Here is a 17,740-nt window from a genome sequence, read left to right as displayed (position 1 = left end):
CCACAGTCCTGCAAGGGGAGTTGCTCCCTCTAAAGTGCTGTTTTGCTTGTCCACCAATCCTGCAAGGGGAGTTGCTCCCTCTACTGTTGCTGTTCGGCCTGTCCATAGTCCTGCAAAGGGAGTTGCTCCTTCTACTGTCACCCTAATTTGTTCGAATTTACAGACTCATTTTCTTCCCCTTCTCTGTTAAAGCATACTTGTGTATGCGCAAAGTTCCTTGATTGACAGGGGATATTAGTTGCTTGCCCAGCAGCTTCCGCAATACGTGTCGCGTTGGCTTAGCAGTTCTCCCCAAACGCATACAAGCCTCAGCAAGGCTGAGCTCCTTGCCATGCAGCCTCATCCAGTAGACTAGCTCCCTCTCACCTGCGCTAAGATCCACTTCACCAGGAGCTCTCCCAAGAGAGGAGCGCCCCAACAACTCATAGAGCACCCGTCGGCAGGCATCCGGCTTTTTGTCCAGCTCGTCCCAGCTGAAGGGCAAGTACAGATAGCCCTGCATGACGAAGGAACGGACCCGCATTCGTTCGAATGTAAAGCGATCCCGCGTAACTTGCTCCGCATGTGACACAAAGCCTTCCGTCTCCACGATTGCGTTGAGCCGCCGGAAGTATACGTCGCCATAAATCGTAACACCCGTCTGGCTAGAGATCGAATACTCGAGTGTAAGTTCGTCCAGCGATTTCAGAACCGGCCAGAACAACGTCGCGACCAGTTTCTTCTCCCCGGTCAAATCCCGTTGCAGCCGTTCTAATCTTGCCCCAGCCGCATCCCGCTGCTGCCGTTCCAAAAACAAATTCCACTGCTGCTCAAACAATAGTTACACACCTCCCAAAATAAAAAACGCCGCGCAAGCCCAAAGGGCTCACAGCGGCGTATGCTTTACGTCACTAATGAATTCAACTACACATTAATGCTCGGCCCAGCTGTCCAGGTACGCGACTTGCGCGTCGGTCAGCTTGTCGATGCTCGTGCCGAGCGACTCCAGCTTGTAGCGGGCTACCTGCTCGTCGAGCACGTAAGGCACATTAACAACGGCATTGCCGATCGTTTCGTATTGCTCGTTCACATGCTTGAGCGACATCGCTTGCAGCGCGAACGTCATGTCCATGATCTCGGCCGGATGCCCGTCGCCGGCAGCCAAGTTCACGAGACGGCCTTCGGCCAGCACATAGATCTTGCGGCCGTCCTTCAGCGCGTACTCCTCGATGTTGCGGCGCACGGTCCGCTTGGATTCGCTGCGCGCCTCCAGCTCCGGCTTGTTCACTTCGACGTCGAAGTGGCCGGCGTTGGACAAGATCGCTCCATTCTTCATGACGTCGTAGTGCTCGCCGCGAATGACGTCGCGGTTGCCCGTTACGGTGACGAAGAAATCGCCTTGTTTGGCCGCTTCCACCATCGGCATAACGGCGAAGCCGTCCATGTACGCTTCAACGGCCTTAATGGCGTCGATCTCGGTGACGATTACGTTGGCGCCGAGACCCTTGGCGCGCATTGCCACGCCCTTGCCGCACCAGCCATAGCCGACGACGACTACGGTTTTGCCGGCGACTACGAGGTTCGTCGTGCGGTTGATGCCGTCCCATACGGACTGGCCTGTGCCGTAGCGGTTGTCGAACAAGTACTTGCAGAACGCATCGTTAACGGCGACCATCGGGAATTTCAGCTGGCCTTCCTTCTCCAATGCGCGCAGGCGAAGAATCCCTGTCGTAGTTTCTTCCGCACCGCCGCGTACTTGCGGCAGCAAATCTTGACGCTCGCCGTGCAGGATGGTGACCAAGTCGCCGCCGTCATCAATGATGAGGTCCGGCTTCGTCTCCAAAGCGTGAATAAGCAGCTGCTTGTACTCTTCCGGAGACGGATTGTACTTCGCAAATACGGTGATGCCGTCTTCTACGAGCGCCGCGCACACATCGTCTTGCGTGGACAGCGGGTTGCTGCCCGTAATCGTTACTTCCGCGCCGCCGGCTTGTACAACCTTCGCCAAATAAGCCGTCTTTGCTTCCAGGTGAAGCGAGATGCACACCTTCAAGCCTTTGAACGGCTGCTCCTGCTCGAATTGCTCACGAATCCGGTTCAATACCGGCATATGCGCGCGAACCCAATCGATCTTCAGATGCCCGTCCGGGGCGGCCGAAGGATCGGCGATAATGCTTCTTTGCTTGGCTAGTGTAGTCATTGAAAAACCTCCTAAATATAATATAACGTGCGTATCTTCCAGCTATCAAAAATAAACGATCCGATGCCGGCCGTCCGGCTGCATCGGCGTCGACAGCAGCTCCTTTAACCAGCCATCGCCGTATTTGACTAGGTAGGCGAAGGCGTTGAACACTCGCTCCTGAGGCTTGCCCAGCGGCAGCAGCGACACGCGCAGCCGCTCCCAATGGCGCAGCGCGGTCTCGAATTGCGACTCGAACGCTTCACCCGCCCGCGTCTCGAGAAACTCGATCTGCTCGAGCAGCTTCTGCATGTTCGTCTCCGCCAGCTTGCGCATGCCGGGGTTAAGCTCCCCGACGGCGTCCACGACAGGCTTGTACAAGTCGGCGAACTTCTCTTTCACATCGGCGAACTTGCCGGCCAGCTGCAGCGACCCTTGCGCATCCAGCCAAGCTTGCTTGCGGCGGTCAAACTCGCGTATGACAGCTTCGAAATCCAGTTCATACTTCTTCATCTGCTTCTGCAGCGTCCCCTCTACGAGGGTGAACTCCATACGCGGCAGCAGTACCGGCATCTGCATGCCAAAAAACGCGAACGCATCCTTCAGCAGTCCCCAGTATGCGATCTCGGAGCCACCCAATACGACGGACAGTACCGGAAACAAATAATCCTGCATAAGCGGACGGGTCATCACATTGTTGCTGAGCAGCTCCGGCTTGTCACGGGCAATCGCCGCCAGCTCCTCGCCCGTCAACCTCAAGGCGCCGCGTTTGTCCGTGTAGCCTCCATCGGCAGACACCGACAGCAGTAGTCGTTCGCCTTCGTGCACGATGAACAAATTCGCCTGCTCGGCACGCACTTCCGCCTGAGGCTCGTAGCCCAGCCCACGCAGCCGTTCCTGCCCCCCGAGCAGCACGCCGCTCAGCTCGCGCTCCCGCTCAGCCAGCAGCGAGAACATCGGCCCTTCCAACCGGCGAACCGCCGGATCGGCCGAGTCGATCAAGATAAGCCCATAATTGCCGAACAAACGAGCCATCAGCTTGGCGAAGCCATCCGACAAACTCCCCGAGCTTAGACAAAGCTCGCGCACTTGCTCCATCAGCGGCCCCTTGAATTCCGTATTCATCAAGGACTCGTCCAGCTGCTGCAGCGCCGCCTCCCATTCCTCGGCGGATACCGAAACTCCACTGACCGGGCCTTTCTTCTCGGGTGCGGTGCCAAGTTTGATTTTATGGACCGCGAACGAATCCGTCAATACCTGGATATGATTGACTTCATCCCAGTCATGGTCCTCGCCCGCGATCCAGAATACCGGCACGACCGGCCTTCCGAGCGCCGCCTCTGCCGACCTCGCCGACAGTATAGCCGTCACCGCCTTGTATAGCACGAGCAGCGGCCCTCCGAACAAGCCGGCTTGCTGCCCGCCGACAACAACAAGCGTCCGCGGATCACGCAGCACTTCGATCGCGGCCATCGCCTCAGCGGAGTTGCCGATCTCGCGGTTATAGGCTGCCAATACATCGCACAGCGCCCCACGATCCGCAGCAGGCCGGCTTCCGCTCGAAGCGTCCAGCCAAGCCGCTCTCTCGATCAAGCTTGTTTCCGCCATCGGATCGTACGCGTACAAATCTCCGACAGCCGAATAATGTTCCATATATGTACGGGTAAGCGGCTGGTTCGACAACCACCGATACTCTTCGATTCTCATTTCCGCGCACTCCTCTCCCCAGATGTCCTACCGCCCTTGAACCGGACGGATTCTCTCACAAAGTAGTATCCCTCAAGATTTTACCTCTCTTGCGCCGATTCGTCAAAAAAACCGGCTCCGCGCGGGAGCCGGCTCCAAACCAGCATTAAGCAAAGTGGCAAGCCGTCCAGTGCCCCGACTTCGTCTCGCGAAGCGGCGGCTCCATCGTCGCGCACTTCTCCGAGGCGAGCGGGCAGCGAGTCCGGAAATGGCAGCCGCTCGGCGGGTTGACCGGACTCGGCAAATCGCCGGACAGCACAATCCGCTCGCGCGTAGCCTCGATGTCCGGATCCGGAATCGGAATCGCCGACAGAAGCGCCTTCGTGTACGGGTGAGTCGGGTTCGCGTAGAGCTCGCTGCTCTCGGCGATCTCGACTACCTTGCCCAAGTACATGACGGCCACGCGATCGCTGATATGCTTGACCATCGACAGGTCATGAGCGATGAACAGGTAGGTCAGCCCCAACTTGCGCTGCAGCTCTTGCAGCAGGTTGACCACCTGGGCCTGAATCGACACGTCGAGCGCGGAGATGGGCTCATCGCAAATGATGAATTTCGGATCGACGGCAAGGGCGCGGGCGATCCCGATCCGCTGGCGCTGACCGCCGGAAAATTCATGCGGGTAACGCGTCGCATGATCCGGGTTCAGCCCGACCAGATCGAGCAGCTCCTCGACACGGCGTTTGCGCTCCACCTTGCTCCCCGCCAGATTGTGAATATCCAATGCTTCCCCAATAATATCTTGAATCGTCATTCTCGGATTAAGCGAAGCGTAAGGATCCTGGAAAATCATCTGCATTTCGCGGCGCAGCGCCTTCATCTTCGACCCGGACAGCTTGTAGATATTCGTGCCGCCAAATTTCACTTCTCCATCCGTAGGCTCGTACAGTCGGAGAATGGTACGTCCAGCCGTCGATTTACCGCAGCCGGATTCCCCCACGACCCCAAGCGTCTCGCCTTTGCGGATGTTGAAGCTGACGTCGTTGACTGCTTTCAGCGTCTGGTTTTTGCCGATATTGAAAAACTTCTTCAAATGGCGAATCTCAATCAGATTGTCGCTCATTGCGCCACCTCCTGGGCAAGCGGATGCGCCATCCAGCAGCGGGCCATATGCGTATCGCTGAACTGCGTGGCGGCCGGATCCTGCGTCAGGCACACTTCCATCGCTTCGTCGCAGCGCGCGCAGAAGCCGCAGCCTGCCGGAGGCTTGATCAAATCCGGAGGCGTACCGAGAATCGGGATCAACGGCTCATCCTTTTTCTGGTCGAGGCGAGGGACGGAACGCAGCAATCCTCTCGTATAAGGATGCTTCGGATTTTTGAAAATCTCATGCTTCGTCCCGGTCTCCACCACTTTGCCGGCATACATGACGATGACGCGGTCGCACATGTCGGCGACGACGCCGAGATCATGCGTAATCAGAATGATCGAGGTGCCCAGATCGCGCTGCAAATCTTTCATCAGGCGCAATATTTGCGCTTGAATCGTCACGTCGAGCGCTGTAGTCGGCTCGTCCGCGATCAACAGGTCCGGATTGCACGCGAGCGCAATTGCGATCATGACGCGCTGGCGCATCCCGCCGGAAAACTCGTGCGGGTATTGCTTCACGCGCTGGTCCGGGTTCGGAATGCCAACCAAGCTGAGCATTTCAACGGCACGTTTACGCGCCTTTTCCGCCGTCATGTTCTGGTGTTTGATCAGGCCTTCGGAAATTTGCTTGCCGACCGTCATCGTCGGGTTGAGCGACGTCATCGGATCCTGGAAAATCATGCCGATGTCTTTGCCGCGCACTTGCTGCATTTCTTTTTCATTCTTCTTCAGCAAGTCCTGCCCTTTGAAGTTGACCACACCGCCCTTGATCATACTGGGCGGGCTCGGAATGAGGCGCATGATCGTCTGGGCCGTCACGCTTTTGCCGCAGCCGGACTCCCCTACGATCGCAACCGCCTCGCCCTTATTGACATGGAAGCTGACGCCGCGCACGGCTTTGACTTCGCCGCCGTACACGCGAAACGATACTTGCAGGTCCTGTACATCCAATATTTTCTCCATTCCGCATCCTCCTTCCCAATCGGGCTACACTATTTCTTCATCTTCGGATCGAATGCATCGCGCAGACCGTCTCCGAATACGTTAAAGGCAAACATCGTCAAGCTGATCAGACCGGCAGGGAACAGCATCCGCCAAGGATACACGTCCCACGCGGACAAGGCGTCGGAAATCATCGTTCCCCAAGAAGCGGCAGGCGAGCTGACGCCGAGACCCAGGAAGCTCAGGAACGCTTCCGCGAAAATCGCGGACGGTACGGTCAACGTCAACGTAACGATGATCGGACCGGAGGCGTTCGGAATCAAATGGCGGAACAGGATACGCGGCATGCTGGCGCCGAGCGAACGGGAAGCAAGCACATATTCCTGATTTTTCAGCTGCAAAATCTGGCCTCGCACAATCCACGACATATTAATCCAGCCCGTAATAGTCAAGGCTATAATAATCGTGCTCATGCTCGGTTCGAACACGACAACCATCATAATGACGATGAGCAAGTAAGGAATCGCATACATGACTTCGGAAATCCGGCTCATGATCTCATCCGTACGTCCGCCAAAGTACCCCATAATACCGCCATAAATAACGCCGATTATCAAGTCGATCAGTGCGGCATACAATCCGACCTGCAGGGAGATCGAAGCGCCCATCCAAGTACGCGCGAACATATCGCGGCCCAAGTCGTCGGTCCCGAACCAATGCTCGGCGGAAGGCGGCTGATTCGTCATATCCAAATTGTTCGTATAGTAATCGTAAGGGGTCATCATCTGACCGAAAATTGCCATAAACGCCAGTACGATCAAGATGCCGAGTCCGATCATCGCCAGCCGGTTCGCCTTCAGGCGAAGCCAGGCGTCCTTCATCGCGGACAAGCTGGGACGAACGATTTTCTCGCCGGCCGCTTCGCCCCGGGTCAGCTTCCGGAATTGCTCCGGCTTCATGTTCTCTGCTTGCTCGGACATTATGCCTTCTCCTTTCCGCCGTTCAGCTTGATTCTAGGGTCGACGAACACGTAAGCGACATCCGTCAGGAAACGCGCGACCATCAGAATGAGGCCATAAAATAATGTCAATCCCATGATAAGGGTGTAATCGCGGTTAGCTACACTTTCTACGAAATGTTTCCCGAGTCCGGGTATGCCGAAAATGCGCTCAATGACGAGCGAGCCCGTAATAACGCCCGTTGTCAGCGGCCCCAGGTAAGTAACGACCGGCAAAATCGCATTGCGCAATGCATGGCGAATCGTAATGACGGCACCGCTGAGCCCTTTGGATTTGGCGGTTTTGATAAAGTCGGAGCTCATCACCTCAAGCATCGTAGAACGAGTCAGACGGGCGATGAATGCAATCGGAGCGAATGCGAGCGCGAGGGACGGCAGCACGTAGTCCATCGGATCGTTCAAGCCGGCGACATCGAAGAGCCTTAATTTCCCCGCGAAAACGAACTGAAGCAAGGTGGCCATAACAAAGCTAGGTACGGATACGCCTAGTACAGCAACTAGCATAGCGATATTGTCCATCAGCTTGCGATGGCGAAGCGCAGCTACGGTGCCCAAAGCTACGCCTACGGTAACGGCGACGACGATCGCACACAGACCGAGCTTCAGCGAGTTGCCGAACGAGCCGGAAATAATGCCGTTCACCGTACGGCCCTGCCATCTCATAGAGACGCCCAAGTCGAAGGTAGCCACTTGTTTGATGTAATTCAAATATTGCGTATGGAGCGGCTTGTCCAAGCCGTAATACTTCAGCAGATTCGCCCGGATCTCCGGAGGGGGAGCTTTTTCCGACATGAACGGGTCGCCCGGTATAGCCTTCATCAGAAAAAAAGTGGCCGTTGCCAGGACGAACAGAGAAACAAATACGAAGAGCAGCTTGCGCAACAAAAAGCGAGCCACCGCGGCACCTCCATCAAAAAGTTCAACTTGCTAAAGTTGACATAACATTTAATATTGTAAACAATTAGTCCACAACGTGTCCAATTGTATCATTTCCCAACCTAGATTACCCCTGAACCCGTTTCGTCAACCGATGCAGGAAAGAAAAAAAGTCCGGGGATAAATGGCTTATATACCCCGGACTTTCTCAAGCGTGAACAGCAGGCTTATTTTTTCTCGATGTAGCCTCTTGTGAAGTCGATATCGCCTTTGTAGTCGATAAAGACGTTCTTAACATAAGATTTTTGCGCCCAAATACCGGTGTAGTAGTAGATTGGAGCGATTGGCATTTCGCTGATCATCAGCTTCTCAGCTTTCGCCATGGCTTCCATACGCTTCTTGTCGTCTTGAGTGGACAGAGCTTCTTTTACGAGCTTGTCATACTCAGCGTTCGAGTACTTGGAGTTGTTGTTGCCGCCGCCCGTCATGAGCAGGTCCACATAAGTCATCGGATCGTTATAGTCGGCTCCCCAACCGGCGCGTGCCACTTGGAAATTGCCTTGTTGACGGTTTTTGATGTAAACGCCGAACTCTTGGTTCTCCAGCTTTACATCAGCGCCTAGTGTTTTCTTCCACATGTCAACTACAGCTTCTGCAATTTTTTTGTGAGCTTCGGACGTGTTATAGATCAAAGTGATTTGCGGCAGCTTGTCGAGACCTTTTTCTTTCAAGCCTTCTGCAAGCAGCTTCTTCGCTTCTTCGTTGTCTTGCTTGAAGTAATCGTCCTTGACCTCTTCGCGGAACGTCTTCTTCTCGCCCTTGATGCCCGGAGGAACGAAGCCGAATGCCGGAATTTGGTCGCCGAGCGTAATTTTCTCTACGATTTGCTTGCGGTCGATCGCCATTGCGAAAGCCTTGCGGATTTTCACATTGTCAAACGGTACAGCCTTCGTATTGAACTCATAATAGTACGTGGACGCGATACCCTTCACTTGCAGACCGAAGTTTTTGTCGGCTTTCAAGGACGGGATTTTGTCAACCGGAATATCGCCTACAGGGCGGCCAACCCAGTCAATTTCGCCGGAGTTGTACATTTGCAGCTGTGTATTGGCGTCGTTGAGGATTTTCATGTTAACGGTGCTCAACTTGATATCTTTTGCAGCCCAGTAGTTTTCGTTTTTAGCAAGCGTAACGGAATCGTTATGCTTCCACTCGGTGATTTTGAAGGCGCCGTTCGTAACCATGGAGTTTGCTTCAGCAGCAAATTTAGGGGTCGCTTTGACATGCTTCTCATTCAGAGGGAAGTAAGTGTAGAACGAAACCAGGCTATCGAAGTATGGAGTGGGGGAATTCAGTTCCACTTCCAGCGTGAATTCGTCGACCGCTTTCACCCCGATTTGGTTTGCATCGGTAATCTTCTTCGTGTTGTACTCTTCTGCATTCTTGATGTAGTAGAGCTGGTAAGCATATGGAGCGGCAAACGCCGGATCCAAAGCCCGCTTCCAGGCGAATACGAAGTCGCTGGCTTTTACCGGATCGCCATTGGACCATTTAGCGTCTTTGCGCAGGTTGAAGGTGTACTTCAGACCGTCCTTGGATACTTCCCACTTCTCAGCGGCTGCACCCTTAACGTCTCCGTTCGCGTCTTTCGTCGTCAATCCGTCATAGATTGGACGAAGTACCGTGGAGGAGTTGTTGTCTTGCGCCAGACCCGGATCCAGGGATGGAGGCTCGGACCCCAGAATCATACGAAACACTTGATCATTGCCGCCGCTTCCCGACTTGTTGCCGCAGCCTGCGAGAACCATTCCCATCAGCAGAACAACGCTCATGAAAACGATTACACTTTTGTTGAACCCCTTAAACATGGCAAATCCTCCTTCGTTGAAATTTTGTTTCTCTCTATGTGCTTCTGTCACACGAAACTTACTATACTTCCTCCATTTCGAAAGATACACGGACTATATTGATCAAATAGGAGGAAAATATTGATCTCGGTCCTTAATATGTCTTTATTTTCTAGAAAACATGCACGAAAACACAAAAAAGTCTTCCGAATTCGGAAGACTTCTCGCTCATTTCCATCATTTACTTGTCTAATCCGTTGTCCTTACCCGCTCAATCGCATGCGTCAATTCCCTGTAAATATCGGTCGACACTTGTGCGCTCTGCTGCATCTTGACGAATAATTCGCCTCGTTGAGTAGACACATACTTGGGCGGCAGCTTGTTCAGCGTAATCGCCATAATGTCGTCTTGCTGCTTATCTGTCAGGGCCGCCAGCTCGGCTTTATGTTGAATGAGATCCTTCAAGCAGTTCCTAACGATTTCTTCCATCATGTTATGGACCGGCATTCACACTGTCTCCTCTCGGCATTAAAAAACGGAGATTATACTTCCAACAACCGTTGAATGATCCCAATGATCAACAGCAGGAAGTAAGCGAGACTGAGCAGAATAAAGCCGAGTCTCCACAAGATCCGTATTATCTTGCGATGATTGAGTTTACCGCGCAAGCGGTATTGATAGTTGCCGATCAGCCCGTAGCCGATCAAGAAAAACAATAAGATGAAGTAAAAGCCGAACGAGTTGTGGAACACATTCGCATACATGGACGATACGGAGCCGATCAGCAAAAAGGTCGTGACATCCATGGCGAGCTTGGTAGCCCTTTTGCCATCTCTCTGCCAGAGGTAAACGACGAACCATAGCACAAAAAACCACAAATAAGGCACGAACGCGGTAAACGCATATAAATGAATCCAAAAGTTCACAAAGGCCATAGCATCACCGCTCCGTTAAGGGTGGATTCATGCCGGGTCCGTTATCGCTTCTCCTTGGCTTTCACAAGCCTGTATACCGCTTCATGAGTCGGCAACGCCAATTGACGGGCGCGCGCCTCTGCTAGCAGGGCTCCGTTCAGCCAATCGATCTCAGTCGTCCGTCCGGCAAGTAAATCCTGCAGCATGGAGGAGTGGTTGTTCGCCGTCTTCCTGCATACGTCCAGCAGCTGATTCCACAAGTCTTCGTGAAGCCGGATGCCTGCGGCGGCAGCTGCGTCCGCGCCTTCCTCGTAGAGGGTCCGCATGAGCGGAGCAAGCGCTTCCGAATTCAGCAATTCGCCGTTGCGGCACTCCAGGATGGCGGTTAACGGGTTGATGACGGCATTCATTAGCAATTTGTTCCACGCGATCTCCCTCATGTTGTTCGACACGAAAGTGACGAATCCTGCTGCATTCAGCAGCTCGGCGAGCTTTTTTTGCTCTTTTTCCGCGATTTCCGCCTCATTCGCCGGGATTTCGGGCAAAGCGCTGCCGATTCTCGTCAATCCGCGGCCGGTATGGCTGATGGTCGCGGGTCCTTCCTTGCGCGCGCCTTCGGTCGTCACCGCCCAATCGAGCCGGGACGCCGGGACATCTGGATGCAGCCGCTCGATATGCCCGATGCCGTTCTGGAAGCAGAGCAGCCTGGCGCCCGCCCGGCAACGCCGGCCCATCTCCGCGACCAACCCTTCCGTAATATGCTGCTGCTTGACGGTCAGCAAAATCCAGTTCGGAGTCTGATCGGGATTCATTTCCCGGATTACGGACGTTTGAACGCGAATGTCAAGAACGGCCCCTTCCTGCTGCCTCAGCAAGATCCCATTCGTCCGGATCTGCTCCGCCTGCTCCTCGGAGCGCGCGATTACCGTTACATCCGCTCCCGCCAATGCCAGCTTCGACGCAAGCAGCAGTCCGACCGAACCCGCTCCCACACACCACACCTGCATATTCTCTATGCCCCCGCTCCTCCTGTGTTTCTTCCTACTCGATCATATCATGTTTTGCAAAAAAAAGATCCGCGCGGCTGCCATCTAAGCCGGGGATCTTCGATCGGTCCTTAATCGATTCGTTCCAAATTGCCATTCGCGTCCATCTTGAACCGCGGCTTCTGCTCGTCTTCTTCCTCTACCAGAAAAGCCAGCTTTCTCGCCCGGTCCATAATTTGGATCAACGCTTTGTAATCGTCATTCACTACGCGATAATCCGTCTGGACCTCGCTCATTTCGCGGTTCAGCTTATCCTTCTCCCGCCGCAGGCCGCTCAGCTCATCCTCTTTCTCACGAAGCTCCTTCTCCAGAGACTTGATTTGGCGGTTCATGTCTTGATAAGTTCCCTTCCATTGGCGGAGGAAACGGATAACCGCATCGATCGAGATCGACTCCTCGCTTATCGTTTCGCTCTTATACGCACCGATGGATTCTACCTGTTCGAGCGTGGCGATCGCCGCCACGTTCGCGCTGCCCGCGGAATGCTTCTTGTATTGGCTCCGCTTCTGGCGCTGAGCCTTCGCTATCGAAATCGCCGCTTCGTACTTCTTGCGTACACAGCTGTTCCAACGGAATCCGCATGCGGCCGACGTTCTCCCTATCTTGTCTCCCACTTCTTCGAAGGCGGCAAGCTGGGTGCTGCCTTCGCGGATATGGCGCAGCGTTACCTCCGCTAGTATCAGATCGTCTTCTTCACTCCAGGCATCTTGTCTTATGGCAGTCATGCCTTCAACCTCCCAACAAACATTTAAAGTAGCCACTGTTTAATCTCTATGCTCATGGTAGAGTTCATAGAATCTATTTGATACTACTTGGTATTACCATTTTTTTTGGCGCTCATACGTGGCTGTACCCGGAATGCGTCTATTTTTGAGCCAACTACATCATTTCGAACGAATTGGAGACAATGATCTGTAGGCTCGGACAAAAAAGTTTGCTAATTCGTCACGCTTCGCAGTTTACACCTGCGCGAACAAACGGGTATAATGACAATAGAAATTTGGACCGCTTGGACAGAGAGGGGGATTTCTTCGTGGCACGCATGTTCAGAGTATTGGGGTTTTGGACGCTCGCAATCGGTTTGATGGCCCTTGCCGGAGGCATGAAGGAGATGGCGCTGCTGTTTTTCTTCCAGACCGCCGCATTCGTCGTCTTGGGTTATATGAACTTGTCCGAACGCGCCTACATATTGATTTTCTGGGGGTACTTGATCCTCTCCTTCACCGGATTCACGTACTGGTCGTTCTTCCAGATGTCCGTGTAATGTAGCGCCATAACGAAGGATAAACGGCTTCGCCGTCTTCACGGCGGACCTCGTTTACCGCAGGAATGGAACAATCATCAGGGAGTTTCTTTCTGACATTCGAAATAAGGTGAACGGTTCTGCCCGACGATTCGGGCAGGCTCGTTCACCTTTTTGCTTTTTGGATTAGATAAGCTGCACAAGCACCTTGAACAGCTCGCTCATCTGGTCGCTCCACAGCAGTTGGCGGATCGCCCGGTTGTTGCGTGCCGCTGCGCCGAACGGGTCGGCGCCGTCATGCTCCTGCAGCCGCTCCAGGATGCCGTGCTCGATCAGAAACTCGCGCTGCGTCTGCAGCTTCCATCGGCTGATCCCAAGCTGCTCCCCATAGCGGATGACCGCCGAGAAGTTGACGTGAGCGGTCATGTCCTGCTCGCCTACATGCACGTAAGGATTGTCATAGGCTCGATGACGGTAATAGCACAGCAGCGTACCCTGCATCCGATGAGAGGCGTACAGCTCTTCCCGGACATCCCCGTAATCGATCGTGATGATCGCTCCCCGGTTCATGCGAGCCCGGATCTGGCTCAACCAGGGACCAATGGCCAAATTCACCTCGAACAGCTGATCTTCTCTTCTCGGGAGCCGCTCTTCTTCGATGTACCGCTGCAGCTCCGTATGTGACGGCTCTTCGGTCAAGGGGATGTAACGGTCTTGGAAAGCTCCCTTCGTTTCGTCCCATGCCACATGCAGCTCCTCAAACCGGCCGTTTTTATAGCGGAGCCGATGGACCGGGAACGCATCCAGCAGCTCGTTGGAGCATACGATAGTGGGAATAGCGATTGATGAAGGCTGACGCAGCCATTCTTCCGGTGAGCACGTACGGATGATTGAAGCATGTCGCTCCAGCTGCTTTTGTTGCGATACCCGATGGTAGGCGCTGCCGTCGACAAGCACGTAGTTTATGGTTTCGTACGCTTCCGGGGCTGCCGCTTGCAGATGATCGAGCACTTGCACCGCCAGCCTCCCGGTCCCGCCTCCCCATTCGACGATTTGCCATCGCTCCCCGCCCCAGCCTTCTTCCTGACGCAGCCGGAGACAGCATTCCGCCAGCATCATGCCCATAAAGGGGCCGATGGAAGCGCTTGTATAAAAATCGCCTTCTTTGCCGATTTTGACCGTATCCCGGTTGTAGTAGCCGAACTGCTCGTCATATAGACACGCGTCCATAAAGTCGCGAAACGAAATGGCCCCGTCTGCGCCGGCTTGTACCCGAGCGATCAAGGAGGCCGGCCATTCGTGCTTGCTGTTTTGCATGTCAGATTCATTCCCTTTATAATGATGAGACTTCATTTTCGAGAGGAGTCCGTTCTATGCGACTAACATGGAAAAAGCTCGCCGTGCTCGCCATGGCCTCGCTTGCCGTCGTCTCGGCAGCCGGCTGCTCCGAAGGGAAACAGGCGAAGGAGCATATGCTGCAGGCGCTGCGCAAGCAAGCGGAGATCCGCAGCTATTCGTTCGAAGGCCGGGCGGAATTGCAACTGAGCGAGACGCTGAGAGCGAGCGAGATGACCGGCGATCCGCTCACGGGTTTGCTCGTGCAATCGTTGACAGCCAGTCAGCTGCGCTGGAGCGGCACGGCGCAAGTCGAACCGTTGCGTCTCGAGAGCAAGCTGTCGGTCGCGCCGGCAAGCGGCATCGGCCAGCTGGACGTGCCGATTCTTATCAAGGATACCAAAATGTATATGCAGATTCCACTGCTGAACCCGAAGAACGAGTATGTCTCCATGGACTTGGGCGGCAAGTCGGCCAACCTGAGCCAGAGCTCCAGGCTGCTGGCCGACCAGACAGCGGCTCTGCTGGAGGCGATCGATTCGAAATGGTTCGCTTCTACAACTTCGTCGGGCGACAGGCCCGCTATTTATACAATTGACATCAAAGCGGACAATGCCGGCCCGATTTCCGCGCAGTTAAAGTTGCAGCTCCCCGAGTGGATCGATCGATTGGCGTCCGCCGGTCTGGTCGGCCAACCGCAAGCCAAGGCCCTGAAAGCATCAATCGCCGATCAGACGCTGAAGATTCAGCCGCCCAGACTTATACGGCTCGTTGCCGGAGCTGACGGATACGTCTCGGAGCTACAGACAGACATCAGCTACACACTCGAAGCGAACGGTACAACAACACCGCTTCAACGACTGGCGCTTTCGAACCAATGGAGCCGCATCAACGAGACTCCGGCGTTCAATCAAGATATTCCGGCGACAGCGAAGCCGCTCGAAGAGCTGTTGAAGCCGGTGAGCAAATAAGGGTGCTCGAGGCTCGGAAGTTGCAGGCATGTTTCCCCTCCGTTCTCGATACATTTAGTACGGAAAGGACGTGGGACAAACGATGAGCGCATGGGTTCGTCTGCTAGGCACCGTCTTGTTGGCCGTCTGTATCGCTGCGCTCGGCGGTTCGAATGCCGCTCTTGCGTTGGAAACCGGCACTCCCTCGCAGGAAGAGACGCAGGCGCTGCTGGAGAAGGGGCTAACCCTCTACGAGCTGGACAAAGAAATTGCGAGGCTATCCGGGATGGAGAAAGAGATGGCGGGACAAATCGAGGGCGTCCGCCGCAGCATCGGCGAGCTAGACGGACAAATCGAGGAGCAGCAAGGGCGAGTCAAGCAGCTGCTGCAAGCTTCCTATACCGGCGACCGGCTGCCGACATGGGCGCTGATCTTATCTTCGCGTACTTGGAAGGATGCACTTTACGTCTTCGAACAGATGCAGCTCGTGGCCGAGCGCGATCGGCGCACGCTGGATCGCTTCGCGGAGATGCGCGAAGCGAAGGCGAAGCTGAATGCGGAGCTGGAAGCCGCTCAGGCGAAGCTCGCCGATTCGCGGTCCCGCTACGAGGAGAGGCGTCGCCAGATGACGGAGCTGCAGCAGGAAGTCGCTCGCAAGCTGGAAGCGCTGCCGCACAAGGACGAGATCGCCCGTCAGATGAGCGAGCTGAACCGCAGCTGGGAATCGAAGGGGCTGCCGCTGTTCCGCCAATATTTCTCCGGGCTCGCACAGACGATGCAGAAGCTGCCTGAGCTGATCGCCCAGAACCCGAATACACTCACAATCAAAGGATTCACCTACACGTTCCGCATTCGCGACAGTGAGCTGAACGACTTTATCCATGCCCGCAACGCCGCCTTGAAGCCGCTAAACTTTACGTTCGGGGACACGGCCATCTCCGCTACCGGCCAGCAGGACGGCATCACGGTTTCGCTAACCGGTCAGTATGTGCTGGAGACGAAGCCGAATAATGTGATTCGCTTCCGAATCCAAGACATCACCTATAACGAGCTTAAGCTCCCGTCCTCAACCACGCAGGCGCTGCAAAAAGAATACGACTTGAATTTTTATCCAACCAAATTGGCGCCGTTCCTCCAAGCGACCGAGTTGAAGGTGAAAGATCGAGCCTTGTCCGTCACGCTGAAAATGGGCTTTTAGTTCTGCTGCGCCTGCTATCGGGCACCGCCGGCCCACAGTTCCTCCGTCTGCTCGGCTGCGGCCTTCCACGTCAGCTCGCCCTTCCACACCCGGCTCAAGCCGGTCGCCAGCTGCTGTACTTGACGGCTCAGCTGAGGCGGCTTGGCAAGCGCATCGTCCTTCTCGAGATAGGGTGCGATCGCCTTCACCGCCGCATCGCTGCTGACGCCGCCCGCCGCATAGCTGTTCACGACGGTCGGCAGCTTCGACCCTTCGCTCCAGAACCGGATATTCGCGGTCGTCGTCGTCATTTCACGAATCCACTCGTACGCTTCCTTCGGCATATCCGTCCTAGACGTGATGGCGAAGCTCCGACCGGTGAGCCAGCCGCTTTTCCAGACGGCGTCGCCCTTCGGTAGCGGCAGCCCGGTCATGGCAAGCCCGTCCTTGGCGTGCAGCCGGTAATCGGAGAGCGTCGTCAGCATCGCCGCCATCTTGCCTTGCTCGAGCTGCTCCCAAGGCTTCCACGTCTGCTGAACGGCCATGGACGGGAACGCCTTCGCAAGCCCTTTCAGTTCCCCTGCACCGGCCGAAGCAGCGACTAAGGTCTCGACCGCTTTGGACACCGCCGGATCGGTCAAGCCGAGCGGTCCGGCCTTCGGGTGCAGCTTGCTCCCTCCGATCGCCCGAACCAGCGAAGCGAAAGCGTAGGTGTCTTCGAAATCCCAGTAAAGCCCGTATTTGCCTTCGTCCGGCTTGGACGCGGCGGTATGTAAGGCGATCAGCTCGTCGGCCGAGACAGGAGGTTTGTCATGCCCGAGCTCCGTGAGCCGCTTCGTATTATACACAATGACGTAGATGTCGAAATCCTTCGGTACGCCCCACGTGTAACCGTTCCATTTCACCTGATTGACCGCCTGCTCCATCTGCTGCGCCAGCGCTTCGCCGGTCAGCATCGAATCGACGGGCAATAAATAGCCGAGCGCTGCGAATTCGGTCGTCCATACGTTGTCGAGCAGCAGGACGTCCGGTGCGTCTCCGAGCTGTGACGCTTTTTTCCATTTGCTATAGGCAAGCCTCGGGGGGACGTTCTCGAGCTGAATCGATAAATTGGCATGTCCCATCTGGAATTGCTGCTTAAGCTGCTGTAACGCCGCGAACTCTCTCGCTTCCATCGAAACCTGGATCGAGAGCTCCTGTGTGCCCTGCATCGGCTCGGGAGACGGTTCAGCGAGATGCCGACCTTGCGCGGGGCCGGAATCGATCACACCGGATCTGAAAACGTTTCCAGCACCAAACAGCAAAAGCACCGAAACTCCAATCAGGGAACCAAGCAACAGCCAACGTTTGCCGTTCACGCCTCGGATTCACTCCTCTTATCGATTGACTAGTTCCAAAG

General features: G+C 55.2%; 17 protein-coding genes. 3 read left to right on the top strand and 14 right to left on the bottom strand.

The annotated features are described in order from the left end of the window. Positions 1-157: 157 nt before the first annotated feature. The 12 genes from PKO02S_RS11410 to PKO02S_RS11355 all read right to left on the bottom strand — a co-directional run bounded on the left by PKO02S_RS11410 (position 158) and on the right by PKO02S_RS11355 (position 12,361). Positions 158-817 carry a hypothetical protein gene (locus tag PKO02S_RS11410; RefSeq protein ID WP_127582761.1) on the bottom strand — a complete coding sequence of 220 codons (660 nt, stop codon included), beginning with the start codon at positions 815-817 and terminating at the stop codon, positions 158-160. Positions 818-910: 93 nt separating this feature from the next. Then, positions 911-2,179, bottom strand: coding sequence for an adenosylhomocysteinase (locus tag PKO02S_RS11405; protein WP_127582759.1), 1,269 nt, complete (start codon positions 2,177-2,179; stop codon positions 911-913). 45 nt (positions 2,180-2,224) lie between these two features. Beyond that, positions 2,225-3,865 carry a bacillithiol biosynthesis cysteine-adding enzyme BshC gene (gene bshC, locus PKO02S_RS11400; RefSeq protein WP_127582757.1) on the bottom strand — a complete coding sequence of 547 codons (1,641 nt, stop codon included), beginning with the start codon at positions 3,863-3,865 and terminating at the stop codon, positions 2,225-2,227. 145 nt (positions 3,866-4,010) lie between these two features. Continuing rightward, the gene (locus tag PKO02S_RS11395; RefSeq protein ID WP_127582755.1) at positions 4,011-4,967 is read right to left on the bottom strand and encodes an ABC transporter ATP-binding protein; all 957 of its coding nucleotides are present in this window, start codon (positions 4,965-4,967) and stop codon (positions 4,011-4,013) included. Further along, positions 4,964-5,956 carry an ABC transporter ATP-binding protein gene (locus tag PKO02S_RS11390; protein WP_127582753.1) on the bottom strand — a complete coding sequence of 331 codons (993 nt, stop codon included), beginning with the start codon at positions 5,954-5,956 and terminating at the stop codon, positions 4,964-4,966. Before PKO02S_RS11390 ends, PKO02S_RS11395 begins: the two co-directional genes overlap by 4 nt. 29 nt (positions 5,957-5,985) lie before the next feature. After that, the gene (locus tag PKO02S_RS11385; protein ID WP_127582750.1) at positions 5,986-6,915 is read right to left on the bottom strand and encodes an ABC transporter permease; all 930 of its coding nucleotides are present in this window, start codon (positions 6,913-6,915) and stop codon (positions 5,986-5,988) included. Next, positions 6,915-7,850, bottom strand: coding sequence for an ABC transporter permease (locus tag PKO02S_RS11380; RefSeq protein ID WP_127582748.1), 936 nt, complete (start codon positions 7,848-7,850; stop codon positions 6,915-6,917). The genes PKO02S_RS11385 and PKO02S_RS11380 overlap by 1 nt, the downstream gene beginning before the upstream one ends. 206 nt (positions 7,851-8,056) lie before the next feature. Next, the gene (locus tag PKO02S_RS11375) at positions 8,057-9,697 is read right to left on the bottom strand and encodes a peptide ABC transporter substrate-binding protein (protein WP_127582746.1); all 1,641 of its coding nucleotides are present in this window, start codon (positions 9,695-9,697) and stop codon (positions 8,057-8,059) included. Between the two features lie 228 nt (positions 9,698-9,925). Further along, positions 9,926-10,183: a late competence development ComFB family protein gene (locus tag PKO02S_RS11370; protein ID WP_127582744.1), complete on the bottom strand. Its 258-nt coding sequence runs from the start codon at positions 10,181-10,183 to the stop codon at positions 9,926-9,928. Positions 10,184-10,218: 35 nt separating this feature from the next. After that, positions 10,219-10,611, bottom strand: a complete 393-nt coding sequence (locus tag PKO02S_RS11365) for a DUF3397 family protein (protein WP_127582742.1) — start codon at positions 10,609-10,611, stop codon at positions 10,219-10,221. Positions 10,612-10,652: 41 nt separating this feature from the next. Then, on the bottom strand, positions 10,653-11,597 hold the full coding sequence (locus tag PKO02S_RS11360; protein WP_127582740.1) for a ketopantoate reductase family protein: 945 nt from the start codon (positions 11,595-11,597) through the stop codon (positions 10,653-10,655). Between the two features lie 110 nt (positions 11,598-11,707). Further along, positions 11,708-12,361, bottom strand: coding sequence for an RsfA family transcriptional regulator (locus tag PKO02S_RS11355; protein WP_127582738.1), 654 nt, complete (start codon positions 12,359-12,361; stop codon positions 11,708-11,710). Positions 12,362-12,669: 308 nt separating this feature from the next. Between PKO02S_RS11355 and PKO02S_RS11350 the strand changes: the two genes are divergently transcribed. Then, positions 12,670-12,900: a DUF2626 domain-containing protein gene (locus tag PKO02S_RS11350; protein ID WP_127582736.1), complete on the top strand. Its 231-nt coding sequence runs from the start codon at positions 12,670-12,672 to the stop codon at positions 12,898-12,900. A gap of 165 nt (positions 12,901-13,065) precedes the next feature. Here the strand turns inward: PKO02S_RS11350 and PKO02S_RS11345 are convergent, their stop codons facing one another. Continuing rightward, entirely contained in the window at positions 13,066-14,196 is a 1,131-nt protein-coding gene (locus PKO02S_RS11345) for a class I SAM-dependent methyltransferase (protein WP_127582734.1), read from the bottom strand. A 56-nt stretch (positions 14,197-14,252) separates the two neighbouring features. On the opposite strand from PKO02S_RS11345, the gene PKO02S_RS11340 reads away from it, so the two are divergent. Together PKO02S_RS11340 and PKO02S_RS11335 are read left to right on the top strand one after the other, a co-directional pair. Next, a complete protein-coding gene (locus tag PKO02S_RS11340) occupies positions 14,253-15,185 on the top strand; it encodes a hypothetical protein (protein ID WP_127582732.1) in 933 nt (310 codons plus the stop codon). An 82-nt stretch (positions 15,186-15,267) separates the two neighbouring features. After that, positions 15,268-16,362, top strand: coding sequence for a hypothetical protein (locus PKO02S_RS11335; protein ID WP_127582730.1), 1,095 nt, complete (start codon positions 15,268-15,270; stop codon positions 16,360-16,362). 14 nt (positions 16,363-16,376) lie between these two features. Here PKO02S_RS11335 and PKO02S_RS11330 read toward each other — a convergent pair whose 3' ends face one another. Continuing rightward, positions 16,377-17,699: an extracellular solute-binding protein gene (locus PKO02S_RS11330; RefSeq protein WP_127582728.1), complete on the bottom strand. Its 1,323-nt coding sequence runs from the start codon at positions 17,697-17,699 to the stop codon at positions 16,377-16,379. Positions 17,700-17,740: the final 41 nt, after the last annotated feature.

The organism is Paenibacillus koleovorans NBRC 103111, assembly GCF_004000845.1.
Lineage (GTDB): Bacteria > Bacillota > Bacilli > Paenibacillales > NBRC-103111 > Paenibacillus_AA > Paenibacillus_AA koleovorans.
Note: the sequence above shows the minus strand (reverse complement) of the source record. Positions and strands in the feature narration are given on the sequence as shown.

What these genes read in the sequence shown, in the direction of transcription:
- PKO02S_RS11345 (WP_127582734.1), bottom strand. Translation starts at nt 14,196, where the DNA reads ATGCAAAACAGCAAGCACGAATGGCCGGCCTCCTTGATCGCTCGGGTA.
- PKO02S_RS11340 (WP_127582732.1), top strand. Translation starts at nt 14,253, where the DNA reads ATGCGACTAACATGGAAAAAGCTCGCCGTGCTCGCCATGGCCTCGCTT.
- PKO02S_RS11405 (WP_127582759.1), bottom strand. Translation starts at nt 2,179, where the DNA reads ATGACTACACTAGCCAAGCAAAGAAGCATTATCGCCGATCCTTCGGCC.
- PKO02S_RS11390 (WP_127582753.1), bottom strand. Translation starts at nt 5,956, where the DNA reads ATGGAGAAAATATTGGATGTACAGGACCTGCAAGTATCGTTTCGCGTG.
- PKO02S_RS11395 (WP_127582755.1), bottom strand. Translation starts at nt 4,967, where the DNA reads ATGAGCGACAATCTGATTGAGATTCGCCATTTGAAGAAGTTTTTCAAT.
- PKO02S_RS11385 (WP_127582750.1), bottom strand. Translation starts at nt 6,915, where the DNA reads ATGTCCGAGCAAGCAGAGAACATGAAGCCGGAGCAATTCCGGAAGCTG.
- bshC (WP_127582757.1), bottom strand. Translation starts at nt 3,865, where the DNA reads ATGAGAATCGAAGAGTATCGGTGGTTGTCGAACCAGCCGCTTACCCGT.
- PKO02S_RS11360 (WP_127582740.1), bottom strand. Translation starts at nt 11,597, where the DNA reads ATGCAGGTGTGGTGTGTGGGAGCGGGTTCGGTCGGACTGCTGCTTGCG.
- PKO02S_RS11375 (WP_127582746.1), bottom strand. Translation starts at nt 9,697, where the DNA reads ATGTTTAAGGGGTTCAACAAAAGTGTAATCGTTTTCATGAGCGTTGTT.
- PKO02S_RS11365 (WP_127582742.1), bottom strand. Translation starts at nt 10,611, where the DNA reads ATGGCCTTTGTGAACTTTTGGATTCATTTATATGCGTTTACCGCGTTC.
- PKO02S_RS11335 (WP_127582730.1), top strand. Translation starts at nt 15,268, where the DNA reads ATGAGCGCATGGGTTCGTCTGCTAGGCACCGTCTTGTTGGCCGTCTGT.
- PKO02S_RS11370 (WP_127582744.1), bottom strand. Translation starts at nt 10,183, where the DNA reads ATGCCGGTCCATAACATGATGGAAGAAATCGTTAGGAACTGCTTGAAG.
- PKO02S_RS11355 (WP_127582738.1), bottom strand. Translation starts at nt 12,361, where the DNA reads ATGACTGCCATAAGACAAGATGCCTGGAGTGAAGAAGACGATCTGATA.